General features: G+C 70.4%; 24 protein-coding genes. 18 read left to right on the plus strand and 6 right to left on the minus strand.

Translation table 11 applies throughout. The features are described from left to right. Window positions 1-64: 64 nt before the first annotated feature. The 4 genes from treY to HQ308_RS15615 form a co-directional block, all read right to left on the minus strand. Window positions 65-2,413: a malto-oligosyltrehalose synthase gene (treY, locus tag HQ308_RS15600; RefSeq protein ID WP_222647057.1), complete on the minus strand. Its 2,349-nt coding sequence runs from the start codon at window positions 2,411-2,413 to the stop codon at window positions 65-67. 9 nt (window positions 2,414-2,422) lie between these two features. Next, window positions 2,423-4,735 carry a glycogen debranching protein GlgX gene (glgX, locus tag HQ308_RS15605; protein ID WP_222647058.1) on the minus strand — a complete coding sequence of 771 codons (2,313 nt, stop codon included), beginning with the start codon at window positions 4,733-4,735 and terminating at the stop codon, window positions 2,423-2,425. Between the two features lie 80 nt (window positions 4,736-4,815). Next, a complete protein-coding gene (locus HQ308_RS15610; protein ID WP_056447895.1) occupies window positions 4,816-5,745 on the minus strand; it encodes an NAD(P)/FAD-dependent oxidoreductase in 930 nt (309 codons plus the stop codon). Beyond that, entirely contained in the window at window positions 5,742-6,338 is a 597-nt protein-coding gene (locus HQ308_RS15615; RefSeq protein WP_222638640.1) for a TetR/AcrR family transcriptional regulator C-terminal domain-containing protein, read from the minus strand. The genes HQ308_RS15610 and HQ308_RS15615 overlap by 4 nt, the downstream gene beginning before the upstream one ends. A 66-nt stretch (window positions 6,339-6,404) precedes the next feature. Here HQ308_RS15615 and HQ308_RS15620 point away from each other — a divergent pair, with 66 nt between their 5' ends. After that, window positions 6,405-6,980 (plus strand): DUF2567 domain-containing protein, encoded by a 576-nt coding sequence (locus HQ308_RS15620; RefSeq protein ID WP_222647060.1) that lies wholly within the window; start codon window positions 6,405-6,407, stop codon window positions 6,978-6,980. 113 nt (window positions 6,981-7,093) lie between these two features. After that, a complete protein-coding gene (locus HQ308_RS22970) occupies window positions 7,094-8,170 on the plus strand; it encodes a GGDEF domain-containing protein (protein WP_222647062.1) in 1,077 nt (358 codons plus the stop codon). On the opposite strand, the gene HQ308_RS15630 is transcribed toward HQ308_RS22970, so the two are convergent. Then, window positions 8,163-8,918, minus strand: coding sequence for an NUDIX hydrolase (locus HQ308_RS15630; RefSeq protein WP_081821419.1), 756 nt, complete (start codon window positions 8,916-8,918; stop codon window positions 8,163-8,165). The genes HQ308_RS22970 and HQ308_RS15630 overlap by 8 nt on opposite strands. Before the next feature lie 80 nt (window positions 8,919-8,998). On the opposite strand from HQ308_RS15630, the gene nadA reads away from it, so the two are divergent. The 13 genes from nadA (at window position 8,999) to hisI (ending at window position 20,024) form a co-directional block, all read left to right on the plus strand. After that, the gene (gene nadA, locus HQ308_RS15635) at window positions 8,999-10,036 is read left to right on the plus strand and encodes a quinolinate synthase NadA (RefSeq protein ID WP_222647064.1); all 1,038 of its coding nucleotides are present in this window, start codon (window positions 8,999-9,001) and stop codon (window positions 10,034-10,036) included. Continuing rightward, entirely contained in the window at window positions 10,033-11,655 is a 1,623-nt protein-coding gene (locus tag HQ308_RS15640; protein ID WP_222647066.1) for an L-aspartate oxidase, read from the plus strand. The genes nadA and HQ308_RS15640 overlap by 4 nt, the downstream gene beginning before the upstream one ends. After that, on the plus strand, window positions 11,652-12,521 hold the full coding sequence (gene nadC, locus HQ308_RS15645) for a carboxylating nicotinate-nucleotide diphosphorylase (protein WP_056447907.1): 870 nt from the start codon (window positions 11,652-11,654) through the stop codon (window positions 12,519-12,521). Before HQ308_RS15640 ends, nadC begins: the two co-directional genes overlap by 4 nt. Before the next feature lie 37 nt (window positions 12,522-12,558). Further along, window positions 12,559-13,026 carry an SRPBCC family protein gene (locus tag HQ308_RS15650; RefSeq protein WP_027506797.1) on the plus strand — a complete coding sequence of 156 codons (468 nt, stop codon included), beginning with the start codon at window positions 12,559-12,561 and terminating at the stop codon, window positions 13,024-13,026. 135 nt (window positions 13,027-13,161) lie between these two features. Then, window positions 13,162-14,499: a histidinol dehydrogenase gene (gene hisD, locus HQ308_RS15655; RefSeq protein WP_056447913.1), complete on the plus strand. Its 1,338-nt coding sequence runs from the start codon at window positions 13,162-13,164 to the stop codon at window positions 14,497-14,499. Then, window positions 14,496-15,632, plus strand: a complete 1,137-nt coding sequence (locus HQ308_RS15660; RefSeq protein WP_222647067.1) for a histidinol-phosphate transaminase — start codon at window positions 14,496-14,498, stop codon at window positions 15,630-15,632. The genes hisD and HQ308_RS15660 overlap by 4 nt, the downstream gene beginning before the upstream one ends. A gap of 34 nt (window positions 15,633-15,666) precedes the next feature. Next, a complete protein-coding gene (gene hisB / locus HQ308_RS15665) occupies window positions 15,667-16,284 on the plus strand; it encodes an imidazoleglycerol-phosphate dehydratase HisB (protein ID WP_222647117.1) in 618 nt (205 codons plus the stop codon). Between the two features lie 59 nt (window positions 16,285-16,343). After that, complete coding sequence (gene hisH / locus HQ308_RS15670; protein ID WP_222647119.1) at window positions 16,344-17,012, plus strand: imidazole glycerol phosphate synthase subunit HisH; 669 nt, start codon at window positions 16,344-16,346, stop codon at window positions 17,010-17,012. Then, the gene (locus HQ308_RS15675) at window positions 17,009-17,248 is read left to right on the plus strand and encodes a hypothetical protein (protein WP_222647068.1); all 240 of its coding nucleotides are present in this window, start codon (window positions 17,009-17,011) and stop codon (window positions 17,246-17,248) included. The genes hisH and HQ308_RS15675 overlap by 4 nt, the downstream gene beginning before the upstream one ends. 52 nt (window positions 17,249-17,300) lie before the next feature. Beyond that, on the plus strand, window positions 17,301-18,053 hold the full coding sequence (gene priA / locus HQ308_RS15680; protein ID WP_037186668.1) for a bifunctional 1-(5-phosphoribosyl)-5-((5-phosphoribosylamino)methylideneamino)imidazole-4-carboxamide isomerase/phosphoribosylanthranilate isomerase PriA: 753 nt from the start codon (window positions 17,301-17,303) through the stop codon (window positions 18,051-18,053). After that, window positions 18,050-18,895: an inositol monophosphatase family protein gene (locus HQ308_RS15685; protein ID WP_222647069.1), complete on the plus strand. Its 846-nt coding sequence runs from the start codon at window positions 18,050-18,052 to the stop codon at window positions 18,893-18,895. Before priA ends, HQ308_RS15685 begins: the two co-directional genes overlap by 4 nt. Beyond that, window positions 18,892-19,665, plus strand: coding sequence for an imidazole glycerol phosphate synthase subunit HisF (hisF, locus tag HQ308_RS15690; protein ID WP_027506789.1), 774 nt, complete (start codon window positions 18,892-18,894; stop codon window positions 19,663-19,665). The genes HQ308_RS15685 and hisF overlap by 4 nt, the downstream gene beginning before the upstream one ends. Next, window positions 19,662-20,024, plus strand: a complete 363-nt coding sequence (gene hisI, locus HQ308_RS15695) for a phosphoribosyl-AMP cyclohydrolase (protein WP_056447928.1) — start codon at window positions 19,662-19,664, stop codon at window positions 20,022-20,024. Before hisF ends, hisI begins: the two co-directional genes overlap by 4 nt. Before the next feature lie 10 nt (window positions 20,025-20,034). Here hisI and HQ308_RS15700 read toward each other — a convergent pair whose 3' ends face one another. Further along, a complete protein-coding gene (locus HQ308_RS15700; RefSeq protein WP_222627041.1) occupies window positions 20,035-20,541 on the minus strand; it encodes a MarR family winged helix-turn-helix transcriptional regulator in 507 nt (168 codons plus the stop codon). 140 nt (window positions 20,542-20,681) lie between these two features. Here HQ308_RS15700 and HQ308_RS15705 point away from each other — a divergent pair, with 140 nt between their 5' ends. The 3 genes from HQ308_RS15705 (at window position 20,682) to trpC (ending at window position 23,803) form a co-directional block, all read left to right on the plus strand. After that, on the plus strand, window positions 20,682-22,223 hold the full coding sequence (locus HQ308_RS15705) for an anthranilate synthase component I (RefSeq protein WP_231476445.1): 1,542 nt from the start codon (window positions 20,682-20,684) through the stop codon (window positions 22,221-22,223). Further along, window positions 22,220-22,879, plus strand: coding sequence for a TIGR02234 family membrane protein (locus tag HQ308_RS15710; RefSeq protein ID WP_222627037.1), 660 nt, complete (start codon window positions 22,220-22,222; stop codon window positions 22,877-22,879). Before HQ308_RS15705 ends, HQ308_RS15710 begins: the two co-directional genes overlap by 4 nt. A gap of 114 nt (window positions 22,880-22,993) precedes the next feature. Beyond that, the gene (trpC, locus tag HQ308_RS15715) at window positions 22,994-23,803 is read left to right on the plus strand and encodes an indole-3-glycerol phosphate synthase TrpC (RefSeq protein ID WP_027506784.1); all 810 of its coding nucleotides are present in this window, start codon (window positions 22,994-22,996) and stop codon (window positions 23,801-23,803) included. The last annotated feature ends 30 nt before the right edge of the window (window positions 23,804-23,833 follow it).

The following is a 23,833-nucleotide window of genomic DNA, read 5'->3' on the forward strand; positions in this document are numbered from 1 at the left end:
GGTCACGCACGCAGCCCCGAGGAGGGGTGGTCTGCGCGCGTGACCGGTTCACCTCGAGATCAGGTCACCGTCGGACGAGGAGCGCGACCGGGAGCGCGGAGAGCAGTGAGGACACGGTGACCGTTCCGCTGAACGACCCACCATTCACGAGGTCGGTCCACTCACCGTCCGGCAACGCCAGCGAGGTGTCACCCCATCCGGCCTCGCCGAGGCGCATCGACCACCGCGTGGCGACGGCGACGACGTCGGCGTCACCGTCGGCGGGTCCACGACCGAACGCCACGACGTGGTCGGCGGCGGCGCCGGTCGCGAACACCGGAACGTAGGACCCGCCCACGAAGCTGTCCGGACGGTCGCGGCGCAGCCGTGCGGCACACCGGGTCACGTGGAACTTGGCGGCGCCGCTCGCGTCGAGCGCCGGCGTCCCGTCGATGTCCAGGAGAGCCTTGCAGGCGTCGTAGTCCACGTCCCGGCGGTTGTCGGGGTCGACGAGAGAGTCCTCCCACAGCTCCGTGCCCTGGTAGATGTCCGGGATGCCGGGACCCGCCAGGTGGAGGAGCTTCTGTCCGAGCGAATCGCTCCATGCGTGCGGAGCGATCTGCTGGACGAACGTCGTGAGCGAGGGCGCCACCGCTCCGTCGACGATGCCGTCGATCCACGTGTGGACGGCAGACTCGAAGTCCTCGTCCACGTCGTTCCAGCCGGTGTACGAGCCCGCCTCGCGGATGGCCTTCTCGGCGTAGGCGTGCAGTCGCTCGCGGTACTCGTCCGTGACCACGCCGTCGGTCGGCCAGGTGCCGACGATGTTCTGCCACAAGAAGAGTCCGGTGGACCCGTTGGGCGACGGAGCCTGCTCCTCCCAGTCGCTCAGGCACGCGCGCCACAGGTCGGGCACCTGAGACAGCACGCCGATGCGCGCCCGGACGTCCTCGCCGCGCTTGGTGTCGTGTGTCGAGAGGGTCGTCATCGCGGCAGGCCACAGCCGGGCCCGCTCGGACAGGCGGAGGTGGAACTCCGGCACCGACCGACCGAAGCGGGACGGGTCACCGCCGACCTCCTGGAGCGAGACCAGCCGCGACGTGCGGTAGAACATGCAGTCCTCGACGCTCTTCGCCATCACGGCGCCCGCGACCTGCTGCAGACGTCCCGACGCCTCGCCGCGTGCGGCCACGGCGGCCGCGACGACATCGAGGGCGGGAACCAGTTCGGGGCGATCCGCGGCGACGTCGCCGAGCAGGCGGGGCAGCATGCCGGCCAGCGGCGCGTAGTCGGAGCGGTACACCGGCATGCGGGCGACGATCTCGGTCACGGCCTCGCGGGCGAGGTCGGCGTCGAACGACGTTCCGGTGTCGCGGGCGATCGCCGCGACCAGGCGCCGCACCTCGGGAGCGAGCTGTGTGCTCGCCGTGTCGGCCTTGATGGTCCGCTCGGCCTCGTGCACCCAGTGTGCGTCCCCCGCGTGGCCGGTGACGTCCGACGACAGTCGCGTCAACGGCTCCTCGCCCGACGGGTCGAGGAACACCCCACCGAGATCGGCGAGAGCGTCGTACCCGGTGGTTCCGTCGACGGGAAGGGTGACGTCGAGCGGCTCCTCGGCGGTGAGGATCTTCTCGACGACGAGCCACGAGTCGGGTCCGACGACGCCCCGCAAGCGAGCGAGATACTCGGCCGGTGCGGTGAGCCCGTCCGGATGGTCGACGCGCACACCGTCGACGAGACCGTCGCGGAACCAGCTGCCGACCTCGGCGTGCGTCGCGTCGAAGACCGCGGGGTCCTCCTGACGGAGACCGGCCAGGTCGCTGACGGAGAAGAACCGGCGGTACCCGATGCGCCCGGAGCGCCATCCGACCAGTTCGTAGGACTGCTTGTCGTGCAGTGCTTTCGCGTCGTCCCCGCCGTCGTCGGTCGCAGGGTCCACCGGGAAGCGGTTCTCGTAGTAGGCCAGCGTGGCCTCGTCTCCCGACCGGTCGACCGAGAGTTCGTTCACGTCGGCATCGTCGCCCAGCACGGGGAGCGCGATGCGCTCCGCACCGGCCCAGTCGATGTCGAACCACGAGGCGTACTGCGATGCGCGTCCGTGTCTCAGCACGTCCCACCAGAACGGGTTCTCCCGCGCCGTGGCCACACCGAGGTGGTTGGGCACGATGTCGACCACGACGCCCAGGCCATGGGACCGGCACTCGGCGACGAGGTCCTCGAGAGCGGCTCGACCACCGAGTGCCTCGGAGACGGTGCGCGGATCGGTGACGTCGTACCCGTGGGTGGAGCCCTCGGCCGCCGTCAGGATCGGCGACAGATAGACGTGGGAGACACCGAGTTCGGCGAGATAGGGAACCAGCGACGCGGCATCGCGGAGAGTGAAGCGATCACCCCGTAGCTGGAATCGATAGGTCGAGGTGATCGCGTGGCTCATGTCGCTTCCTTACCCCGTTTTCCGTAGCACCAACAGTGACCGTGCTTGCACCTCGACAGCGGTGCCGGCGACGATGACTCGATCGTCGGCTCCGGTGGCCGAGGCGGTGTCGAGCGCGACGGTCCACTCGTCGGCGTACTTGCCGTCCAGTGTGGTGAAGTCGATCGGCTCGTGATGGGCGTTGAAGCACAGGTAGAACGTGTCGTCGACGACCCGGTTGCCCCGGTTGTCGGGCTCGGGGATGTTCTCGCCGTTGAGGAACACCGCCAGCGACTTGCCGAAGCCGCTGTCCCAGTCCTCCTCGGTCATCTCCTCGCCGGTCGGGGTGAGCCACGCGATGTCGCGCGTCTGCTCCGCCTTGCGGATCGGCCGGCCTTCGAAGAAGCGTCGTCGACGGAACACCGGGTGGTCGTTGCGGAGTGCGATCACGCGGGACGTGAACTCGACCAGATCGGCGTTCGTCTCCGCCAGCGACCAGTCCATCCAGGCCAGTTCGGAGTCCTGGCAGTAGACGTTGTTGTTGCCCTGCTGGGTCCGGCCCATCTCGTCGCCGTGCGCGAGCATCGGCGTGCCCTGGCTGAGCATGAGCGTCGCCAGCATGTTGCGGATCTGACGGGCGCGCAGCGACAGCACCTCGGGGTCGTCCGTCGGCCCCTCGACACCGCAGTTCCAGGACCGGTTGTGGCTCTCGCCGTCGTTGTTGTCCTCGCCGTTGGCCTCGTTGTGCTTGTCGTTGTAGGACACCAGATCGTGCATCGTGAAGCCGTCGTGCGCGATGACGAAGTTGATGCTCGCACCGGGGCGGCGACCCGTCGCCTCGTAGAGGTCGGAGGATCCGGTGAGCCGCGACGCGAACTCGCCGAGTGTCGCCGGCTCACCGCGCCAGTAGTCGCGGACGGTGTCGCGGTACATGCCGTTCCACTCGGTCCAGAGACCGGGGAAGTTGCCGACCTGGTAGCCGCCCTCACCGACGTCCCACGGCTCGGCGATCAGCTTGACCTGGCTCACCACCGGGTCCTGCTGGACCAGGTCGAAGAACGCGCTCAGCTTGTCCACGTCGTGCAGTTCGCGAGCCAGGGTCGATGCGAGGTCGAAGCGGAAGCCGTCGACGTGCATCTCGGTGACCCAGTAGCGCAGGGAGTCCATGATCAGCTGCAGGGTGTGCGGGTGACGGACGTTCAGGCTGTTACCCGTGCCCGTGTAGTCCATGTAGAAATACGGGTCGTCGTCGACCAACCGGTAGTACGCGGCGTTGTCGATGCCGCGGAACGCGATGGTCGGACCCATGTGGTTGCCCTCGGCGGTGTGGTTGTAGACCACGTCGAGGATCACCTCGATGCCGGCTTCGTGGAACGAGCGCACCATCGTCTTGAATTCCGACACGGCCGAACCGGCCATGGGGGAGGACGCGTACTCGTTGTGCGGGGCCATGAAACCGAACGAGTTGTAGCCCCAGTAGTTGCGAAGTCCCTTGTCCACCAGTGTCTGATCCTGCATGAACTGATGCACCGGCATCAGTTCGATGGCGGTGACGCCGAGCTTCTCCAGGTGGCTGATCACGGCCGGATGGCCGAGACCGGCGTACGTACCGCGCAGATCCTCCGGGATGTCCGGGTGGGTCATCGTCATGCCCTTGACGTGGGCCTCGTAGATGACGGTCTCGTTGTAGGGGCGACGCGGCGAGCGGTCGTTCTGCCAGTCGAAGAACGGATTGACGACGACCGTCGTCATCGTGTGCCCCAGCGAGTCGTGCTGGGGGAAGTGGTTCTCGGGCTCGGGCTCTGGATCGGGCTCGGGTGCAACGGTTCTGGCAGTCGCGACGTTGGCGCGGGTCGCGTCGACGGTGCGCGACGCGGTGGCCGATCCCGCGGGGCCGGCGACGTGCGCCTCGCCGGGATGCACGGCGTCGTCGTTCTCCTGCGCTGCGGGCACGGGACGTTCGGGGATGTCGATGTCGTAACTGAAGAGCGAGCGGTCACCGTCGAACGATCCGACGAACGCCTTGCCGTAGGGGTCGAGCAGCAGCTTGCTCGCGTCGCACCGCTGTCCCGCTCCGGGATTCCACGGGCCGTGCACGCGGTAGCCGTACCGTTGGCCGGGCTGGACCTGGGGGATGTAGGCGTGCCAGACGTACCCGTCGACCTCTTCGAGGCGGACGCGGGTCTCGTGACCGTCGGCGTCGATGAGGCAGAGATCGACGGCCTCGGCGACCTCGGAGAAGAGCGCGAAATTGGTTCCGGCGCCGTCGTAGGTGGCGCCCAGGGGATACGCGCTGCCGGGCCATACCTGGATCGATGGTTCGTGTGCATGGTCGACGGACATGCTCGGAACCCTATCCCGGCAGCGGCGAAGGACACCTGTCGGCGAGGTCCGTCGCAGGCCGGAGCGTCGGTCGCCCGGGCTCAGCCCAGTCGTGCGATCAGCGCGTGCCCGAGGTCGGTGCCCGATCGCCAGGCGCTCTCGACGCGGGGCGAGCCCTCCGGGCACCACTGATCCCCGGCGAAGCCGACCAGACGGTCTCCGTGCGAGACGATGTCGTGGCTCGCGTCGTGCTGGGAGGCGGGCTTGGCGAAGGTCCAGCGGTGGGCGTGCGTCCAGATCGGAGTGCCAATGCCCGTGAGCGCGGCGACGGCGTCGACGACGGCGGGGATCGCACCGGCGGGATCGTCGAGGTGTCGCCGGGCGCGCTGCGCGGACGTGTGGGCGACCAGGACCGCGGCTCCGTCGCCCCGGCGTGCGCCGTCGCGCGCGAGGAACTCGACGTCCGCGTCGTCGGACACGAAGGCGGCGTCGGGGAAGGGGAGTCCGGCGGCGTCGTCGTCGGTGAGCCCGAGGACCACCGCGACGACGGGGTCGTAGTCGACGGCGTCGGGCACGGTCACCAGGCGGGAGGCCTGCGGGTCGGGCATGGCCAGGACCACGTGTCCGTCGGGCAACGCCCGAGCCTCGGTGGCGTCGACAGGGATGCCGGACAGCAGGTCCTTGACCAGAGATCGCAGGCCCGCCGGCGTTCCCCACCGCGTGGGTCCCGATTTCTGTTCCGGCTCCGCCCCGGCCCGCACCACCGTGAAGGTGTCGGTCCACTCGTGCACGAGACCGCGAGAGGCCCAGTCGGACACGACGTCCCGGAACCCGTCGTCGCGGACGGTGAAGTAGCCGGCGCCCACATCGACTCGGCGTCCGTGCAACTCGGGGGACGACATTCGACCGCCGACGGCGCGGCCCCGGTCACGCAGCACGAACGGGACACCGGCGTCGCGGAGCACGCGAACGCACGCGGCACCGGCGATACCGGCTCCGAGGACGGTGACGGGAGAGGTCGAGGAGGTCACTCGTTCAGCGTACGGACGCGGCTCCGGACGCCGTCGACGAAGAGTTCGAGGCCGAAATCGAACCGAGCGGTGGCATCTCGATCGAGGTCACCGTCGTCGGGGTGTCGATCCGCGGCCAGCGCACCCGCGGACTCCATCTGCAGCCGGGACTGTTCGTCGCTCGTCGCACCCAGCACGTAGTAGAGCAGGGCGTCCGCGGCGTGTCCGGCGTCCTCCGGGGTCAGCCCGGTGGCGCGGAGATCGTCGACGACCGTGGTCCGCACGGGGTGCGTCACCGTGCGGGCGGACAGGCTGGAGGCGACCACCTCGGCGCCGTCCCGGTGAGCCAGGAGAGCGTCTCGAAGTCCGTGAGCGCGGCCGCGCACGGCGTCCAGCACATCGGAGGTGACGGCAGCGGGTACGGCGTCGAGGCGGCTCAGGATGCGATCGGACACCGCGCCGAGCAGCGCCTGCTTGTTCGCGACGTGCCAGTACAGCGCGCCGGGCGCCACACCGAGCGAGCCGGCCAATCGGCGCATCGTGAGGTCGGCGAGACCGTAGTCGTCGAGAATGGTCAGTGCGCCGTCGACGACGTCGTCTCTGCGCAACTGCATTCCGCACCTCTCCCGACTCGTGTCGCGGGCCCGTCGGCCACGCAGTGACAGCCTAGGCTGGCCGACGTGAGTGATGTCGACACGACGGGGTTCGCCTCGACCGCACCCGGGATCGGCGATGCGGGTCGGCCGTCGCGCGGCGCGTTCACCCGGCGTTCGATCCGGATCGTGCTCGCGACCGCGGTGGTCGGTGCCGTCCTCGGGATCCTGTGGGCTCTGCTCGCGCCCGTGGAGCACGTCGCTGCCGTCGGTGACGGCCGCGCGATCGTGTTGACCGGCGAGAGCGATCATCGCTTCGACGCACTCGCTCTGTTCCTCTGCGTGACCGCCGCGGCCGGGGTGCTGACCACGGTCGCCGTCTGGGCTCGCGTGGCCGAGCGAGGGCCGCGTCTGGTCCTCGACATCGTGGTGGCGTCGGCGCTGGCGTCCGCCGCGGCGATCGGTGCCGGCCTCGCCGTGGGCGCGGTGCGGTATCCGAGTGCCGACGGCGCCCTTCGCGGCGATGTCGTCGCACTCGCCCCCGGTGTCTCGACGTGGCTGGCTCTGCTCGCGCAACCTCTGGCTGCGGCGGTCACGCTCGTTCTCGTCACGGCGCTGTCGCCGTCGGACGATCTGGGTCGGGACGAGTCCCCCGAGGAGTGATCCGTTCGGGTCTCGGACGCCGGGTTCGTCTGCTTGAATGAGCGCTCTCAGGGCGGCCCACGACGGGCCGCGGGCGGGGGCCGACCTCTTCGAACGGCGAGGGTCTCCAGGACGTGGCGAACACCATTCGGCGGTGGTTGACCAGACCCGTCGATTACGCGTGGACCGTCCACTACTTCGAGACGAACACCGCGCTCGGCTCGACCCGCGTCCTCATCGGTCTGTCCTGCCTCCTGTTCTCCGTCCTGTACGTCGTCGCCGGACTCGCCCCGCCGACCGCGCCGACGGGAGCAGCACTGACGATCGTGCTCGTGAACGCGGTGGGGACCGCCGGCGTCGGGCTCGCCTGGATCCGCGGACCGTGGCCCTCACGCCGGATGTCGACGGCCTTCGTCGTGTACGCAGACGTCGGACTCTCCGTGGTGCTTCTCTTGCTGTCCGACCCGCTCGCCGTGCTGCCCTGCGCGATCCTGTTCGGCGTCGCGAGCAGTTACGTGGCGACGTTCCACACGCCGCGGGTGTTCGCCGTCCACCATTCCCTCACCGTGGTGGTGTGCGTCGGGTTGTTCGTCCGAGCGATCGGCTCGGAGTCCGTGCTCGGAGCGGCGCGCACCTCGCTCGCCGTCACCTACGGATTGCTCATCGTGATGGTTCTCTTCCTCGCACCGATCTCCATCTACCGCCTGCAGTTCCTGCAACGCGGCGACGTCACCGCCGCGTACGTGGATCCGCTGACCGGCCTGCGCAACCGGCGGGGACTCACCGTCGCGGCGGGCGAACTGCTCGGCACCCGGAACGGTCTCGTCGCGGTGGTCATCGACATCGACCGCTTCAAGTCGATCAACGACCGCTTCGGACACCACCACGGCGACCTCGTCATCCGTCGGACGGCGGACACCATCGACGAGATGTTCCCGTCTCCGTCGATCACGGCCCGCACCGGCGGGGAGGAATTCGCCGTCGTGACCGCGCTGCCGATGGACGAGGTGCTCGACCGGGCGCGGCGGCTGCGCAGCGCCTACACGGCGCGGTCGGACCACGAGTCGAGTCTGAGCATCGGGGTCGCTCGCGAGGAGCGGGTCGTCACCTCGCACGACGTGGAGGTGCTTCTCATCTGTGCCGATCGAGCGATGTATTCCGCCAAGGCGGACGGCGGCGATGCCGTCGTCGGCTACGGCACTCTCACGTAGGTGGTCGGAGCGCGGCGAACTCGTCGGTCACACGTAGTGCGCTGTCCCGGAAGCGGTACAGCGCGGCGGGACGTCCTCCGGACGGGCCCGGGGGAGCGGTGTGGCCGGTGGACTCGATGACGCCCCGCCGGGTGAGCACCCGTTGGAGATTGGTGGTGTCGACTTGGTAACCCAGTGCGGCGCAGTAGATGTCGCGCAAGGTCGACAGGCTGAACTCGACGGGCGCGAGCGCGAAGGCGATGTTGGTGTACGACAGTTTGGCCGCCAGTCTCGCGCGGGCGTGCGCCACCATCGTGCCGTGATCGAACGCGGTCTCGGGGAGCGTCGCGACCGGGTGCCACGCAGTGTCGACGGGAAGTCGCGGGTCCCCGACGATGGGGACCAGACCGAGGAACGTCGAGGCGATGCGGCGATCGCCGGGGACGCGCCCGGGATCGGAGAAGACGGACAGCTGCTCGAGGTGGCGTACCTCGCGCACGTCGACCTTCTCCGCCAGCTGACGTCGCGCGGAGTCGGTCAGGTTCTCGTCGTCCCGGAGGAGCCCGCCGGGGAGTGACCAGGTTCCGCGTGCCGGGGCGAGTGCGCGCTGCCACAGCAGCACGCACAATTCGGCAGGCTCGCGGGGCTGCAGCTCGCGCACCTGGAAGACGACGGACAGCACTTCGTGCACCGGTCGGGTGGCCGGATCGGGGGCACTTCCGGTCGGTCCGTCGGCGGCGGTGCTACGATGAATCACGTTTTCGATCATAAGTCGAAAACCCCGTCGGGTCCATTCCGGCGGATCGGCACCGGCGCACGCGAGCGCTGGACGCACGCGAGGAGCACGACATGGCGATCACCACCACGCGATTCGGCGGGAACTCCGCGGTCTTCGACGGACCGACGGGCTACGCCGGCGTCGATGCCGGCCCGGAGTGGGCCGAGGAGATCCTGCGCCTGGCAGAGGCGAAGAACGCGACGATCCTGGCGCACAACTATCAGCTGCCCGCCATCCAGGACATCGCCCACCACGTCGGCGACTCGCTCGCGCTCTCGCGCATCGCCGCCGAGGCGCAGGAGGAGACCATCGTCTTCTGCGGCGTGCACTTCATGGCCGAGACCGCCAAGATCCTCGCGCCGTCCAAGACGGTCCTCATTCCCGACGAGCGGGCGGGCTGCTCTCTCGCCGACTCCATCGACGCGGCCCAGCTGCGCGAGTGGAAGGCCGAGCACCCGGACGCCGTCGTCGTGTCGTACGTGAACACCACCGCCGAGGTGAAGGGACTGACGGACATCTGCTGCACCTCGTCCAACGCGGTCGAGGTCGTGCAGTCCATCGACCCGGACCGCGAGGTGCTCTTCCTGCCGGACCAGTTCCTCGGGGCCCACGTCCGTCGGCAGACCGGTCGCACCAACATGCACATCTGGGCCGGTGAGTGCCACGTCCACGCCGGCATCAACGGCGACGAGCTCACCGCACGGTCGCAGGCGTACCCCGAGGCCGAGCTCTACGTCCACCCCGAGTGCGGCTGCGCGACGTCCGCGCTCTACCTCGCCGGCGAGGGATTCGTGCCCGAGGACCGCGTCAAGATCCTCTCGACCGGCGGCATGCTCGACGCGGCGCGCACCACGGGTGCGAAGCAGGTTCTCGTCGCCACCGAGATCGGCATGCTGCACCAGCTGCGCAAGGCGGCGCCCGGTGTCGACTTCCAGGCCGTGAACGACCGCGCGTCCTGCCCGTACATGAAGATGATCACCCCCGCGGCGCTGCTCCGGTGCCTCGCGGAGGGCAAGGACGAGGTGCACGTCGACGTCGCGACGGCCGAACGCGCACGCGCGTCCGTCGAGCGGATGATCGCCATCGGCTCGCCCGGTGGCGGCGAGTGACCACTGCGGCCACTCCGGGCGGAAGTGTCGCTGCCGCTCCGGGCTGGGAGGCCGCGGCCGATCTCGTCGTGGTCGGCGGGGGAGTCGCCGGTCTCGCCGCGGCGATCGAGGCGACCCGGTCCGGGCTGAGCGTGCTGGTGCTGAGCAAGGACGCGGCGGGTACGGCGACGCAGTACGCCCAGGGCGGCATGGCCGTCGCGCTCGGCGAGGACGTCGAGGCCCACGTGCGCGACACGATCGTCGCGGGCGCCGGTCTGTGCGACGAGGCCGCGGTGCGCTCGATCGTCGGGGCCGGCGCCGACGCGCTGAGTGTGCTCACCGGCATCGGTGCTCGGTTCGACAGCGGCGCGGACGGCTCCATGGCCCGCACCCGTGAGGGCGGCCACTCGGTCGGCCGCATCGTGCACGCGGGCGGCGACGCCACGGGGCGGGAGATCCAGCGCGCTCTGTCGTCCGCGGCGCCCGCGACGGTGAACGGCGCGACCGTGCTCGACGTCCTGGTCGGCGATCGCGGTGTGGCGGGCGTGCTCGTCTCGCTCTCGCCGGACGATCTCCACGCGAACCTCGGCGTGGTGCACGCACCCGCCGTGCTGATCGCCACCGGTGGCACCGGAATGCTGTACTCGGCCAGCACGAACCCGTCCGGCGCCACGGCCGACGGCCTCGCTCTCGCACTGCGGGCGGGCGCGGACGTGGCGGACGTCGAGTTCGTGCAGTTCCACCCGACCGTGCTGTTCCGCCCCGGCGGCCGCGGGCGGCTCCCGTTGGTCAGCGAGGCGGTCCGCGGTGAGGGCGCGCGTCTCGTCGACGCGGACGGCCGCTCGATCATGGCGGGCGTGCACCCGCTGGGTGATCTCGCTCCCCGCGACGTCGTGTCCCGGGCGATCGCCGCTCGGCTGGCCGAGAGCGGCGCCGATCACGTCTTTCTCGACGCGCGGTCCGTGCCCGACATGGCCCTGCGTTTTCCCACCGTCACCGCGGCCTGCCTCGCTCAGGACGTGGACCCGACGGAGCAGCCGATCCCGGTGGCCCCTGCAGCGCACTATGCATGCGGCGGTGTCGTCACAGACGAGTACGGCCGCACCTGCGTCGCCGGGCTCCACGCCGCGGGCGAGGTGGCCCGCACAGGACTGCACGGAGCGAACCGTCTCGCGTCGAACTCGCTGCTCGAGGGCGTGGTGCTGGGGACCCGAGTGGCTCGCAGCGCCCGAGACCGGGTGTCCGTCCGCTCCCTGACGTCCGGCGATCCGTCTGCGCGACACCGGGCGCCCCGGCTCGACAGGGACGTCCTCCAGTCCGCGATGACCCGTCACGTCGGCGTCGTCCGCGACGACACAGGTCTGCGCGAGGCAGCGGCGATCGTGGGAGCCGCTGTCCCGCGCGAGCTCAGGTCGACCCACGACGTCGAGGACGCCGCACTGACACTGCTGGCGTCCGCGACCGCCTCGGCAGCTCTCGCCCGCACCGAGACGCGGGGTGCGCACACCCGCGCCGATCACCCCCGGTCCGACGACGCACAGCGCCGCAGCACCGTCTTCCGGCTGGCCGACGACGGCAGCCTCGCGATCGTGCGGAATGCCCGCAGCGCCGACCAGGTCGGCCCGATAGGAGTCTCATGACCACACCCGCCGCTGCTCTCGACCCCGTCGATCGGGACGAGATCCTCCTCGTCGTGCGCCGCGCGCTGGAGGAGGACCTCCGATACGGGCCCGATGTGACGAGCCTCGCCACGGTGCCCGAGGGCGCGCGCACCCGCGCCGCGGTCGTCTCGCGGGCACACGGCGTCGTGGCGGGCCTCGACGCCGCGCTGGCGGTGCTCGACGAGGTGATCGGCGACCACGTCGTGCTCTCCCGGATCGCCGACGGCACCCGGGTCGAGCCGGGTGATGTGGTGCTGTCGGTGGAGGCACCGACCAGGGCCCTGCTCACCGCGGAGCGGACGATGCTCAACATTCTCTGCCACCTGTCCGGCATCGCGACCGCGACCGCGGCGTGGGTCGACGCGGTGTCCGGCACGGGATGCGTCGTACGGGACAGTCGCAAGACCTTGCCCGGGCTACGTGCACTGCAGAAGTACGCCGTGCGTGCCGGCGGCGGGCAGAACCACCGCATGGGCCTCGGCGACGCGGCACTGATCAAGGACAACCACGTGGTCGCCGCGGGCTCGGTGGTGGCGGCTCTGCGCGCCGTCCGAGCCGCGGCGCCGGACATCGCGTGCGAGGTCGAGGTGGACACTCTCGAGCAGCTCGACGACGTGCTGGCCGAGGGCGTCGACCTGGTGCTGCTCGACAACTTCCCGCTGTGGCAGACGCAGATGGCGGTGCAACGTAGGGATCGAGCAGCTCCCGCGACGAAGCTCGAATCGTCCGGCGGGCTGTCCCTGGACTCGGCCGCCGAGTACGCGGGCACCGGTGTGGACTTCCTCGCGGTCGGCGCGCTCACCCACTCCGTGACGGTGCTCGACCTGGGGCTCGACTTCGAGTGACGTTTCGCGTGAGCGGGATCCGGGCACAGGACCGCACATGACATCTGTGAGCACTGTGGACCGCGGCGATCGCGTCATCGCCCGCCGCGTGACCGTGAACGCCCCTGCCGACGACCTCTTCGCTCAGGTGGCGGATCCGCACCGGCACGGCGAGCTGGACGGCTCCGGAACGGTGAAGGACACGGTGAAGGGTCCGACGACGCTCTCGCGCGGAGCGAAGTTCTCGGTGGGCATGAAGCAGTTCGGCGTGCCCTACCGCATCACCAGCACCGTCACGGAGTTCACCGATACCGGGGACACCAAGGTGATCGAGTGGCAGCACCCGCTGGGCCACAAGTGGCGCTGGGAGTTCGTCGCGGTGGGCCCCTCGTCCACAGAGGTGACGGAATCGTTCGTCTACGGAACGGCGAAGATCCCGAAGATGCTCGAGGTGACCAAGCAGACGGCACAGAACGCGAACGGCATCACGAAGACGCTGGAGAAGCTGGCAGCCCGCTACTCCTGAGACCATGGTGCGGGCAGGCCGGAGGCCGGTCGGTGGGACCAGGTGGATCGTCCCCCTCGGGGCGCCGGTCGGGGCTCGAGCGATAATCGACGTGCGCCGACCGGCGCGCCCTTGCTCGACCCGAGAGGATCACCCATGACTGCCCGCACCGAGTTGCGACGCGTGGATCTACGCGGCAGCTCTCCGTCCACCGCCGAGCTGCGCGCGGTTCTCCCACGGGGTGGAGTGGACGTGAACTCGGTGCTGCATCTGGTCACCCCGGTGGTCGAGGCGGTGCGTGAGCGCGGCGCCGACGCGGCGCTCGAGTACAGCGAGACGTTCGACCGCGTGCGTCCCGACTCCGTGCGAGTCCCGGCCGCCGAGCTCGAGAAGGCTCTGGACCAGCTCGATCCCGACGTGCGGGCGGCACTCGAGGTGTCCATCGAGCGTTCGCGCATCGTGCACGAGGATCAGCGTCGGTCCGAGACCGTGACCACCGTCGTCCCCGGTGGAACCGTCACCGAGAAGTGGGTCCCGGTCGAGCGAGTCGGACTGTACGTACCGGGCGGCAACGCCGTGTACCCGTCGTCCGTCGTCATGAACGTCGTCCCCGCGCAGGTCGCCGGCGTCGGCAGCCTCGTCGTCGCCTCGCCGCCGCAGGCGGACTTCGGCGGCCTCCCGCACCCCACCATCCTGGCGGCGGCAGCGTTGCTCGGCGTGGACGAGGTCTGGGCGGTCGGCGGTGCCCAGGGCGTCGCACTGCTCACCTACGGCGGCGTGGACACCGACGGTGCGCCGCTCGAGCCCGTGGACATGATCACCGGCCCGGGCAACATCTACGTCACCGCGGCGAAGCGGTTGTGCCGTGGAGCGGTGGGCATCGACTCCGAGGCCGGGCCCACCGAGATCGCCATCCTGGCCGACGACACCGCCGACCCGGTGCACGTCGCCGCCGATCTGATCTCGCAGGCCGAACACGACGTGCTGGCGGCGAGCGTGCTCGTCACCACCTCGGTCGCCCTGGCGGACGCCGTCACGCGCGAGGTCGCCGAGCGCACGCTCACCACCAAGCACTCCGAACGCGTCGCGACGGCGCTGTCCGGTGAGCAGTCGGGCATCGTGCTGGTGGACACGGTGGACGACGGCATCCGCACGGTCGACGCCTACGCCGCGGAACACCTCGAGATCCAGACCGAGAACGCCTCCGAGGTGGCGGGCCGCATCCGCAGCGCCGGAGCGGTGTTCGTCGGACCGTGGTCGCCGGTGAGCCTCGGCGACTACTGCGCCGGGTCGAACCACGTCCTGCCGACGGCCGGATGCGCCCGTCACTCGTCCGGGTTGTCGGTGCAGACCTTCCTGCGCGGCATCCACATCGTCGACTACTCGCGCGACGCTCTCGACGGCGTCGCGAAGCACGTCGTCGCCCTCGCGAACGCGGAGGATCTGCCGGCGCACGGTGATGCCGTCCGCGTGCGGTTCGAGAGCCGATCGTGACGGCCGCGCCCGGCGCCGGGACCGCACTGTCGGACCTGCCGCTGCGCGACTCGCTCGTCGGGAAGTCTCCGTACGGTGCGCCGCAGCTCGAGGTGCCGGTGCAGCTCAACACCAACGAGAACCCGCACCCACCGTCGGCAGCGCTCGTGGAGGACGTCGCCCGCTCCGTGCGGGAGGCGGCAGCGTCGCTGCACCGCTATCCCGATCGGGACGCCGTCGCACTGCGCACGGATCTCGCCGCGTACGTGGCGGCCCGTACGGGGGTGCCCGTCACCGTCGACAACCTGTGGGCCGCGAACGGATCGAACGAGATCCTGCAGCAGTTGCTGCAGGCATTCGGGGGGCCGGGACGCACGGCGCTGGGATTCGTGCCGTCGTACTCGATGCACCCCATCATCTCGGCGGGCACCCAGACCGAGTTCCTCGATCTGCATCGGCGTGACGACTTCTCGCTGGACATCGACGCGGCCGTGGCCGCGATCGAGTCGATGACGCCGGACGTCGTGTTCGTCACCAGCCCCAACAACCCGACGGGACACAGTCTCTCGCTCGACGACCTCCGGCGTCTCGCCTCCGCGACCACCGGGATCCTCGTCGTCGACGAGGCGTACGGCGAGTTCTCGGCGGCGCCCAGCGCGGTCGACCTCATCGACGAGTTCCCCAGCCGAGTCGTCGTCAGCCGGACCATGAGCAAGGCCTTCGCGTTCGCGGGTGGGCGACTCGGGTACCTGGTGGCCGCTCCGGCCGTCGTGGACGCACTGCTCCTGGTGCGGCTGCCGTACCACCTGTCGGTGCTCACCCAGGCTGCCGCGCGCGCCGCACTGCGCCACGCCGACGACACGCTGGCCTCGGTGGCCGAGCTGGCGGCCGAGCGTGATCGCGTCGTCGCCCGGCTCGCCGTCCTGGGCTACCGAGTGGTGCCCAGCAGCGCCAACTTCGTGCTGTTCGGCCTGTTCGACGATGCGCCCGCGGTGTGGTCTCGGTACCTCGATCAGGGCGTGCTCATCCGCGACGTCGGCATCGCGGGGCATCTCCGCGTCACCATCGGCACCGTGGCCGAGAACGATCGGTTCCTCGACGTCAGCGCCGACCTGTCCGAGGACGTCGTCCACTCGTCCGCCCCCGCCACCTGAACCCCAGCAGAGGATCCGACCAGTGAGCAGCATCATGACCCCGAACCGCATCGCGCGCATCGAGCGGACCACCAAGGAGTCGTCCATCACGGTGGAGCTGAATCTCGACGGCACCGGCATCGTCGACGTATCCACCGGTGTGCCGTTCTTCGACCACATGCTCACCGCGCTCGGGACGCACGCGAGTTTCGACCTCACGGTGCACGCGAAGGGCGACATCGAGATCGAGGCGCATCACACGGTCGAGGACACCGCTATCGTCCTCGGACAGGCGCTGGGCCAGGCACTCGGCGACAAGAAGGGAATTCGCCGTTTCGGTGACGCGTTCATTCCGATGGACGAGACGCTGGCACACGCCTCGGTCGACGTGTCCGGTCGGCCGTACTGCGTGCACACCGGGGAACCGGAGCACATGCTGCACGCGATCATCGGCGGCTACCCGGGAACCCCGTACGCCACGGTGATCAACCGCCACGTCTTCGAGTCGATCGCGTCCAATGCGCGTATCGCACTGCACGTCCGGGTGCTGTACGGACGCGACCAGCACCACGTCACCGAGGCCGAGTTCAAGGCCGTCGCTCGCGCCCTCCGCGCGGCCGTCGAGCCCGATCCGCGGGTCTCGGGAGTGCCGTCGACGAAGGGAAGCTTGTGAGCAGCGGGAAGGCCGGAGGCCGGCCGGAGATCGGCGGGAAGGCCGGAGGCCGGCCGGAGATCGGCGGGAAGGCAGGAGGCCGGCCGGGAAGGGCAGGCAAGTCTGTCGCGTTGCTGGATTACGGTTCCGGCAACCTGCACTCGGCGCAGCGCGCGCTCGAACGTGTGGGCGCCGACGTCACGGTGACGTCCGACCACCGCGTCGCGCTGCAGGCCGACGGACTGGTCGTGCCCGGTGTCGGCGCGTTCGGCGCATGCATGGACGGTCTGCTGTCGGTGCGCGGCGACGAGCTCGTCGACAAGCGGCTCGCCGGGGGCCGCCCCGTGCTCGGCATCTGCGTCGGCATGCAGATCATGTTCGACCGCGGCGTCGAGTTCGACGTGCCCGCCACCGGCTGCGGCCAGTGGCCCGGCACCGTGGAGAAGCTGCAGGCCGAGGTGCTCCCGCACATGGGCTGGAACACGGTGCGCCCGGGCGAGGACTCGGTGCTGTTCGCGGGCATGGATCCCGACACGCGCTTCTACTTCGTGCACTCGTACGGCGTGCAGGACTGGGAGATGGCACCGAGCGAGTCGCTTGCCGCTCCGGTTCTCACGTGGGCCGATCACGGCGGCGAGTTCCTCGCGGCGGTGGAGAACGGCCCTCTCTCCGCGACACAGTTCCACCCGGAGAAGTCCGGCGACGCCGGCGCCACGCTGCTCGAGAACTGGCTCCGCACCCTCGGATGAGCGAGCCCCGCGAGTTCTCACTGGGTCGCCACACCGGGCTCGTCCTCGGTGCGGCGACCCTGGTGCTCGCCGCGACCACGCTCGTCCTCTGGCTGCTGCAGCCGAGTGGTCCGGTGGGGCTGCTGGTGGTGGCCGTCGGACTCGTCGCCACAGGCGTCTGCGCGTCGCCGGTGGCGAAGGCGTCCGTTCGCCGATCCTTCGGCGAGGAGCCCGACGGGTCCGAGCCGTCCGACTGACGCGCCGCCCTGCCCGGTGTCGCCGCGGATCGTGCCGGTAACCTCGTCGAACGTGAGCCTGGTACTTCTCCCCGCAGTCGATGTCGCCGATGGTCAAGCTGTTCGTCTCGTGCAGGGAGAGGCAGGCAGCGAGACCGCCTACGGCTCTCCGCGCGACGCCGCGCTGGCCTGGCAGAACGACGGCGCCGAGTGGGTGCATCTGGTAGATCTGGACGCCGCCTTCGGCCGCGGTTCGAACCGCGACCTCCTCGCGAGCGTGGTGGGGGAACTCGACGTGAAGGTCGAGCTGTCCGGTGGCATCCGCGACGACGAGAGCCTGCGGGCAGCGCTCGCGACGGGCTGCGCGCGCGTCAACCTCGGCACCGCCGCACTCGAGGATCCGGAGTGGTGCCGCCGCGCCATCGGTGAGTACGGCGATCGTGTCGCCGTGGGACTGGACGTGCGCATCGTCGACGGTGAGCACCGCCTGCGCGGTCGCGGCTGGGTGAGTGACGGCGGCGATCTGTGGGAGGTGCTGGAGCGGCTCGACCGCGACGGGTGCTCGCGGTACGTGGTCACCGACGTCACGCGGGACGGCACTCTGACCGGCCCCAATCTCGAACTGCTCGAACAGGTCTGCGCTGTCACCGACGCGCCGGTCATCGCGTCCGGCGGAGTGTCCACCGTCGCGGATCTGGTCGCCATCGCCACGCTGACCGACAAGGGCGTCGAGGGTTCCATCGTCGGCAAGGCCCTCTACGCCGGCCGCTTCACGCTGCCCGAGGCCCTCGCCGCCGTCGCGGACAGCGCATCGTCGGCGACGTGACCGCCGTGGACCTGGACGCTCTCGCGGCCACCGCGCGCACCCTGCTCGACGGCACCCACGAGCGGTTCGTCGCGGGCGCCGGCGCGCCCAGCGCCGTGGCCAAGGGGCCGGACGACTTCGCCACCGCGGTCGACCTCGAGCTCGAACGTCGGCTGGTCGAGGAACTGCAGGAGCATACCCAGATCCCCGTGCACGGCGAGGAGTTCGGCGGGCCACCCGTCGAGTCCGGCACCGTGTGGGTGCTCGATCCGATCGACGGGACCTTCAACTACTCGTTCGGGCTGCCCACGGCGGGCACCCTGCTGTCGCTGCTCGTCGACGGGCGCCCGGTCATCGGTCTGACGTGGCTTCCGCTGATCGGCCAACGCTTCTGGGCGGTGGAGGGCGGACCCGTGCACCGGGACGGGGAGGCGCTCCCCGCGCTGCCCACCTCCGCACTCGCCTCCTCCATCGTCGGATTCGGTGCGTTCAACATCGACAGCCGCGGCCGGTTGCCCGGCGCTTATCGGGTACAGGTGCTCTCGGACATCAGCCGCGTCTCCTCACGGATCCGCATGCACGGGTCGACCGGACTGGACCTCGCGTACACCGCGGCGGGAACACTCGGTGCGTCGATCGTGTTCGGCCACCATGCGTGGGACAACGCCGCCGGAGCGATGCTGGTCCGCGCCGCCGGCGGGATCGTCACCGATCTGGCGGGGGAGCCGTGGACGGTGACCTCGACGTCGGTGCTCGCCGCAGCCCCCGGCGTGCACGAGGAACTGCTGCAGGTGCTCGCCGGAGTCGGCGAGCCGTCCACGTACACACCGACATCGCGCGCGCGGGAAGGAGTCCGGAGATGAGTGTCGCCGTACGCGTCATCCCGTGCCTGGACGTCGATGCCGGTCGCGTCGTCAAGGGTGTCAACTTCGCCGATCTGCGCGATGCGGGTGACCCGGTCGAGCTCGCCGCGAAGTACGACGCCGAAGGTGCCGACGAGTTGACTTTCCTCGACGTCACCGCGTCGTCCGGTGGTCGCGCCACGATGCTCGACGTGGTGACCCGCACCGCGGAGCAGGTGTTCATTCCGCTCACCGTGGGCGGCGGTGTCCGCACCGTGCAGGACGTGGACACGCTCCTGCGAGCGGGCGCCGACAAGGTGTCCGTCAACACGGCAGCGCTCGCGCGACCGGAGTTGTTGCGCGAGTTGAGCTCTCGATTCGGATCGCAGTGCATCGTGCTGTCGGTCGACGCCCGGACGGTGCCCGAGGGCGAGGCGCCGACGGCGTCCGGTTGGGAGGTGACCACGCACGGCGGCCGCCGCGGTACCGGCGTCGACGCCGTGGAGTGGGCACACCGCGGGGCCGAACTCGGGGTGGGCGAGATCCTGCTCAACTCGATGGACGCGGACGGCACGAAGGCCGGCTTCGACATCGCCATGATCACCGCTGTCCGCGCGGCCGTCCGGGTCCCGGTCATCGCCAGTGGCGGCGCCGGCGCCGTCGAGCACTTCGCGCCCGCCGTGGCCGCGGGTGCCGATGCCGTTCTCGCGGCCAGCGTCTTCCACTTCGGCGAGATGACCATCGGCGACGTCAAGGGCGCTCTGCGCGCGGACGGTGTGGAGGTTCGATGAGCGCCCCCGTTCTCGATCCGGCGATCGCCGACCGTCTCAAGCGCACCGACGACGGACTGGTGTGCGCCGTCGCGCAGGAACGCGGCACCGGTGACGTGCTCATGGTCGCGTGGATGGACGACACGGCCCTGGCCATGACGCTCGCGACGCGCAAGGGCACGTACTGGTCGCGGTCACGGCAGGAGTACTGGGTCAAGGGCGAGTCGTCCGGACACGCACAGTACGTCCACGAGGTCCGCCTCGACTGCGACGGTGACACGATCCTGCTGACGGTCGATCAGACCGGCGGCGCGTGCCACACCGGTGATCACTCGTGCTTCGACGCAGACGTATTGCTGAGCGAGCCCCCGACCGCCTGAGTACCGGCGGTCAGCCACCGCCGTCGCGGGCGATGCCGGCGTCGAGGTTGGTGACCATGACCTCGGCGAGTGCTCGCATCGTCTCGACCTGCTCGTCGTCCAGCCCGTCGAACACGAGTGACCGCACCGTGGAGACGTGGCCGGGAGCCGTGGCGACCACCTTCGCGTACCCCTCGTCCGTGAGAACGGCGTGGGAGCCGCGGCCGCCGCTGATGCTCTCCCGCCGGGCCCATCCGGCGCGCTCGAGCTTGGTCATCACGTGCGACAGCCGGGACAGCGACGCGTTGGCGAAGTCCGCGAGGTCACGTAGGCGCAGCCGACGATCCGGAGCCTCGGACAGCGTCGCCATCACGAAGTAGTCGAAGTGCGTCAGTCCGGAGTCGCGCTGCAACTGGGTGTCCAGCGCGGCGGGCAACCGGGTCACGAAGGCGACCAGCACGCGCCAGGCGTCCTGCTGTGCCGGTGTGAGCCAGCGCATCTCGTCCGGGTGTGTCTCGGACGGCGGTGTCGCGGTCATCGGGTGCGCGTTCCTCTCCTCGTGCCGGATCACGACCGACCAGTTCGGTTTCCGACTCGTCGAGTGTCCCACCGCCCGTGCGACCACCGCGTTCGGCACCTCCCGAACCCGGCGGGACGGCACCCGGGAAGATGACACCCATGGATTCGCAGAAGGACCCGGCACCCGGAACCACCACCCGGGAGCAGTTCCGCCAACTGGCCGCCGTCCATCGCGTGGTCCCCGTCGTCCGCAAGGTCCTCGCGGACTCCGAGACTCCGCTGTCGGCGTACCGCAAGCTCGCCGGTGACCGGCCCGGCACGTTCCTGCTCGAATCAGCCGAGAACGGGCGGTCGTGGTCCCGGTGGTCGTTCATCGGTGCGGGCAGCCCCAGTGCGCTCACGGTCGTGGACGGCGAGGCCGCGTGGATGGGGGAGACTCCGGCGGGTGCCCCGTCGGGTGGCCATCCGCTGGACGCACTCGGAGCCACCATCGAGCTGCTCCGCTCCGAACGGTTGCCGGACCTGCCCCCGCTCACCGGTGGGATGGTGGGGTATCTCGGCTACGACGCGGTGCGCCACATCGAGCGACTGCCCGACCTCACCGAGGACGATCTGCAGATCCCCGAGATGGTGATGCTCCTCGCGACCGATCTGGCCGCGGTGGACCACCACGAGGGTGCGATCACCCTCATCGCCAACGCGGTGAACTGGAACGGCACCGACGAGCGGGTCGACGAGGCGTACGACGACGCGGTGGCACGGCTCGACCGCATGACCCTCGCACTGTCGTCCGCCGCGGAGTCCACGGTGGCGTCGTTCTCGCGACCCGAGCCGCAGTTCCGGCGCCAGCGGACCTCCGAGGGGTTCGGCGCCGACGTGCACCGCCTGGTCGAGGAGATCGAGGCGGGCGAGGCGTTCCAGGTGGTGCTGTCCCAGCGTTTCGAGATGGAGACCACCGCGACGCCGCTCGACGTCTATCGCATGCTCCGACGCTCCAATCCCAGCCCGTACATGTACCTGATGCACGTCCCCGGCGCGGACGGCGAGACCGCGTTCTCGATCGTCGGGTCGAGCCCCGAGTCCCTCGTGACGGTCGCCGACGGTGTCGCGACGACGCACCCGATCGCCGGGACCCGGTGGCGCGGCGCCACCGAGGAGGACGACCTCTTGCTCGAGAAGGACCTCCTCGTGGACGAGAAGGAGAACTCCGAGCACCTCATGCTGGTGGACCTCGGACGCAACGATCTCGGGCGGGTCTGCGAGCCGGGCACGGTCAAGGTCACCGAGTACCGCCACGTCGAGCGCTACAGCCACGTCATGCACCTGGTGTCGACGGTGACGGGTCGGCTCGACGAGGGCAGGCACGCACTCGACGCCGTCCGCGCCTGCTTCCCGGCGGGCACGCTGTCGGGCGCTCCCAAGGTGCGGGCGATGGAGCTCATCGAGGAACTCGAACCGACCCGCCGCGGCGTCTACGGCGGCATCGTCGGATACCTCGACTTCGACGGGGACGCCGACACGGCGATCTGCATCCGCTCCGCCCTCATCAAGAACGGCACCGCGTACGTCCAGGCGGGTGCCGGCGTGGTGGCCGACTCGGTCGCCGAGTACGAGGACACCGAGGCGCGCAACAAGGCGATGGCGGTGCTCAGCGCGGTGGCCGCAGCGGAGACGGTGACCACCGTCGGAGGCGCCGAGTGAAACGCGGGGGCGTCGGTCTCGCCGCGCTGCTCCTGGCTCTCGCGGCGCTGGCGCTGTGGGCGTCGTCGCGGATGACCTGGGTCCGGGTCGTCAGCTCGGACGGGCTGGGGGAGCAGCAGACGTCCTCGCTCGTCGGAGGTACGTGGGCCGCGGCGACCACGCCGTTGGCCATCGCGGCCATCGCTGCGGTGGCGGCCCTGTTCGCGATCCGCGGACGGTGGACGGTACTGCTCGCGGTGCTCGTCGCGCTCGTCGGTGTCGGAGCCGCCGTCCCCGCGGTGCAGTTGATCGTCTCGGGCGTGGATCCGGAGCGCGCCGGCGCGCTGGCGGAACTACCCGGTCGTGCCGAGGTCCTCTCCGCGGAGGCGAGCCGCGCGCCCGCCGCACTCGCGCTCCTGGGCGGTCTGCTCGCGCTGGCCGCCGCCGTCGTGGTCGCGCGCACGTCCCGCTCCAAGGCCGGCCTGTCGGCCCGGTACGACAGTCCCGCGGTGCGCCGTGAGCGCGCCGAACAGGACGTTCGGTCTGCCGCCGTGGACGCCGACGAGGAACCGAGCGAGCGGGCCATCTGGGACGCGCTGGACTCCGGTGCCGACCCGACCGTGACCGACGACGCCACCGGTGTCGACGACCGACCCCGCGGCGGTGAGACCCGCTAGTCGGTGGTGTTACTCCGGCCTCTACTCTGAGCGCACCGGATGAGCAGCGCCACACATCCACTGCGATGTCGAGCAGACATTCACCACTCTGGCGGAAGGACGCGGGGGACACCGATGACCGTTCTCGATTCGATCCTCGACGGTGTACGGGCCGACACGCAGGCCCGTGAATCCGTGGTGGACTTCGCCTCCGTCAAGAAGGCCGCCGCCGCCGCGCGGCCGGCCCTCGACGCCGCCGCCGCGCTCATCGAGCCGGGCATCGCCGTCATCGCAGAGGTCAAGCGCGCCAGCCCTTCCAAGGGTGCGCTGGCCGACATTCCGGACCCCGCCGTGCTCGCGGGTGCCTACGAGTCGGGCGGAGCGCGCGTCATCAGCGTGCTCACCGAGGAGCGCCGCTTCCGCGGATCGCTGGACGATCTCGACGCCGTGCGTCGCGCCGTCGAGATCCCCGTGCTGCGCAAGGACTTCATCGTCGGGCCGTACCAGATCCACGAGGCTCGCGCCCACGGCGCCGACATGATCCTGCTGATCGTCGCGGCTCTGGAGCAGGACGCCCTCGCGTCCCTGCTCGACCGCACCGAGTCGCTCGGCATGACCCCGCTGGTCGAGGTGCACACCGAGGAGGAAGCGGACCGCGCGCTCGAGGCCGGCGCCAAGGTCATCGGCGTCAACGCCCGCAACCTCAAGACACTCGACGTCGACCCGGACACCTTCTCCCGCATCGCGCCCGGCCTGCCGTCGGACATCATCCGGGTCGCCGAGTCCGGCGTCCGCGGCACCGCCGATCTCCTGGCCTACGCCGGAGCGGGTGCCGACGCGGTTCTCGTCGGTGAGGGACTGGTCACCAGCGGCGACCCGCGGTCCGCGGTGCGTGACCTGGTCGCGGCCGGAACGCACCCCTCCTGCCCGAAGCCTGCGCGCTGATTTCAGGCTCCACCCGGCTCGTCGTCCCGG

It is taken from the genome of Rhodococcus sp. BP-241, from assembly GCF_019836145.1.
Classification (GTDB): Bacteria; Actinomycetota; Actinomycetes; order Mycobacteriales; family Mycobacteriaceae; genus Rhodococcoides.

Excerpts from the sequence above, each read along its gene's own strand:
- treY (WP_222647057.1), bottom strand. The coding sequence starts at position 2,413 with ATGAGCCACGCGATCACCTCGACCTATCGATTCCAGCTACGGGGTGAT.
- glgX (WP_222647058.1), bottom strand. The coding sequence starts at position 4,735 with ATGTCCGTCGACCATGCACACGAACCATCGATCCAGGTATGGCCCGGC.
- HQ308_RS15615 (WP_222638640.1), bottom strand. The coding sequence starts at position 6,338 with ATGCAGTTGCGCAGAGACGACGTCGTCGACGGCGCACTGACCATTCTC.
- HQ308_RS15630 (WP_081821419.1), bottom strand. The coding sequence starts at position 8,918 with ATGATCGAAAACGTGATTCATCGTAGCACCGCCGCCGACGGACCGACC.
- nadA (WP_222647064.1), top strand. The coding sequence starts at position 8,999 with ATGGCGATCACCACCACGCGATTCGGCGGGAACTCCGCGGTCTTCGAC.
- nadC (WP_056447907.1), top strand. The coding sequence starts at position 11,652 with ATGACCACACCCGCCGCTGCTCTCGACCCCGTCGATCGGGACGAGATC.
- HQ308_RS15650 (WP_027506797.1), top strand. The coding sequence starts at position 12,559 with ATGACATCTGTGAGCACTGTGGACCGCGGCGATCGCGTCATCGCCCGC.
- hisD (WP_056447913.1), top strand. The coding sequence starts at position 13,162 with ATGACTGCCCGCACCGAGTTGCGACGCGTGGATCTACGCGGCAGCTCT.
- hisB (WP_222647117.1), top strand. The coding sequence starts at position 15,667 with ATGACCCCGAACCGCATCGCGCGCATCGAGCGGACCACCAAGGAGTCG.
- HQ308_RS15675 (WP_222647068.1), top strand. The coding sequence starts at position 17,009 with ATGAGCGAGCCCCGCGAGTTCTCACTGGGTCGCCACACCGGGCTCGTC.
- hisF (WP_027506789.1), top strand. The coding sequence starts at position 18,892 with ATGAGTGTCGCCGTACGCGTCATCCCGTGCCTGGACGTCGATGCCGGT.
- hisI (WP_056447928.1), top strand. The coding sequence starts at position 19,662 with ATGAGCGCCCCCGTTCTCGATCCGGCGATCGCCGACCGTCTCAAGCGC.
- HQ308_RS15700 (WP_222627041.1), bottom strand. The coding sequence starts at position 20,541 with ATGACCGCGACACCGCCGTCCGAGACACACCCGGACGAGATGCGCTGG.
- HQ308_RS15705 (WP_231476445.1), top strand. The coding sequence starts at position 20,682 with ATGGATTCGCAGAAGGACCCGGCACCCGGAACCACCACCCGGGAGCAG.
- trpC (WP_027506784.1), top strand. The coding sequence starts at position 22,994 with ATGACCGTTCTCGATTCGATCCTCGACGGTGTACGGGCCGACACGCAG.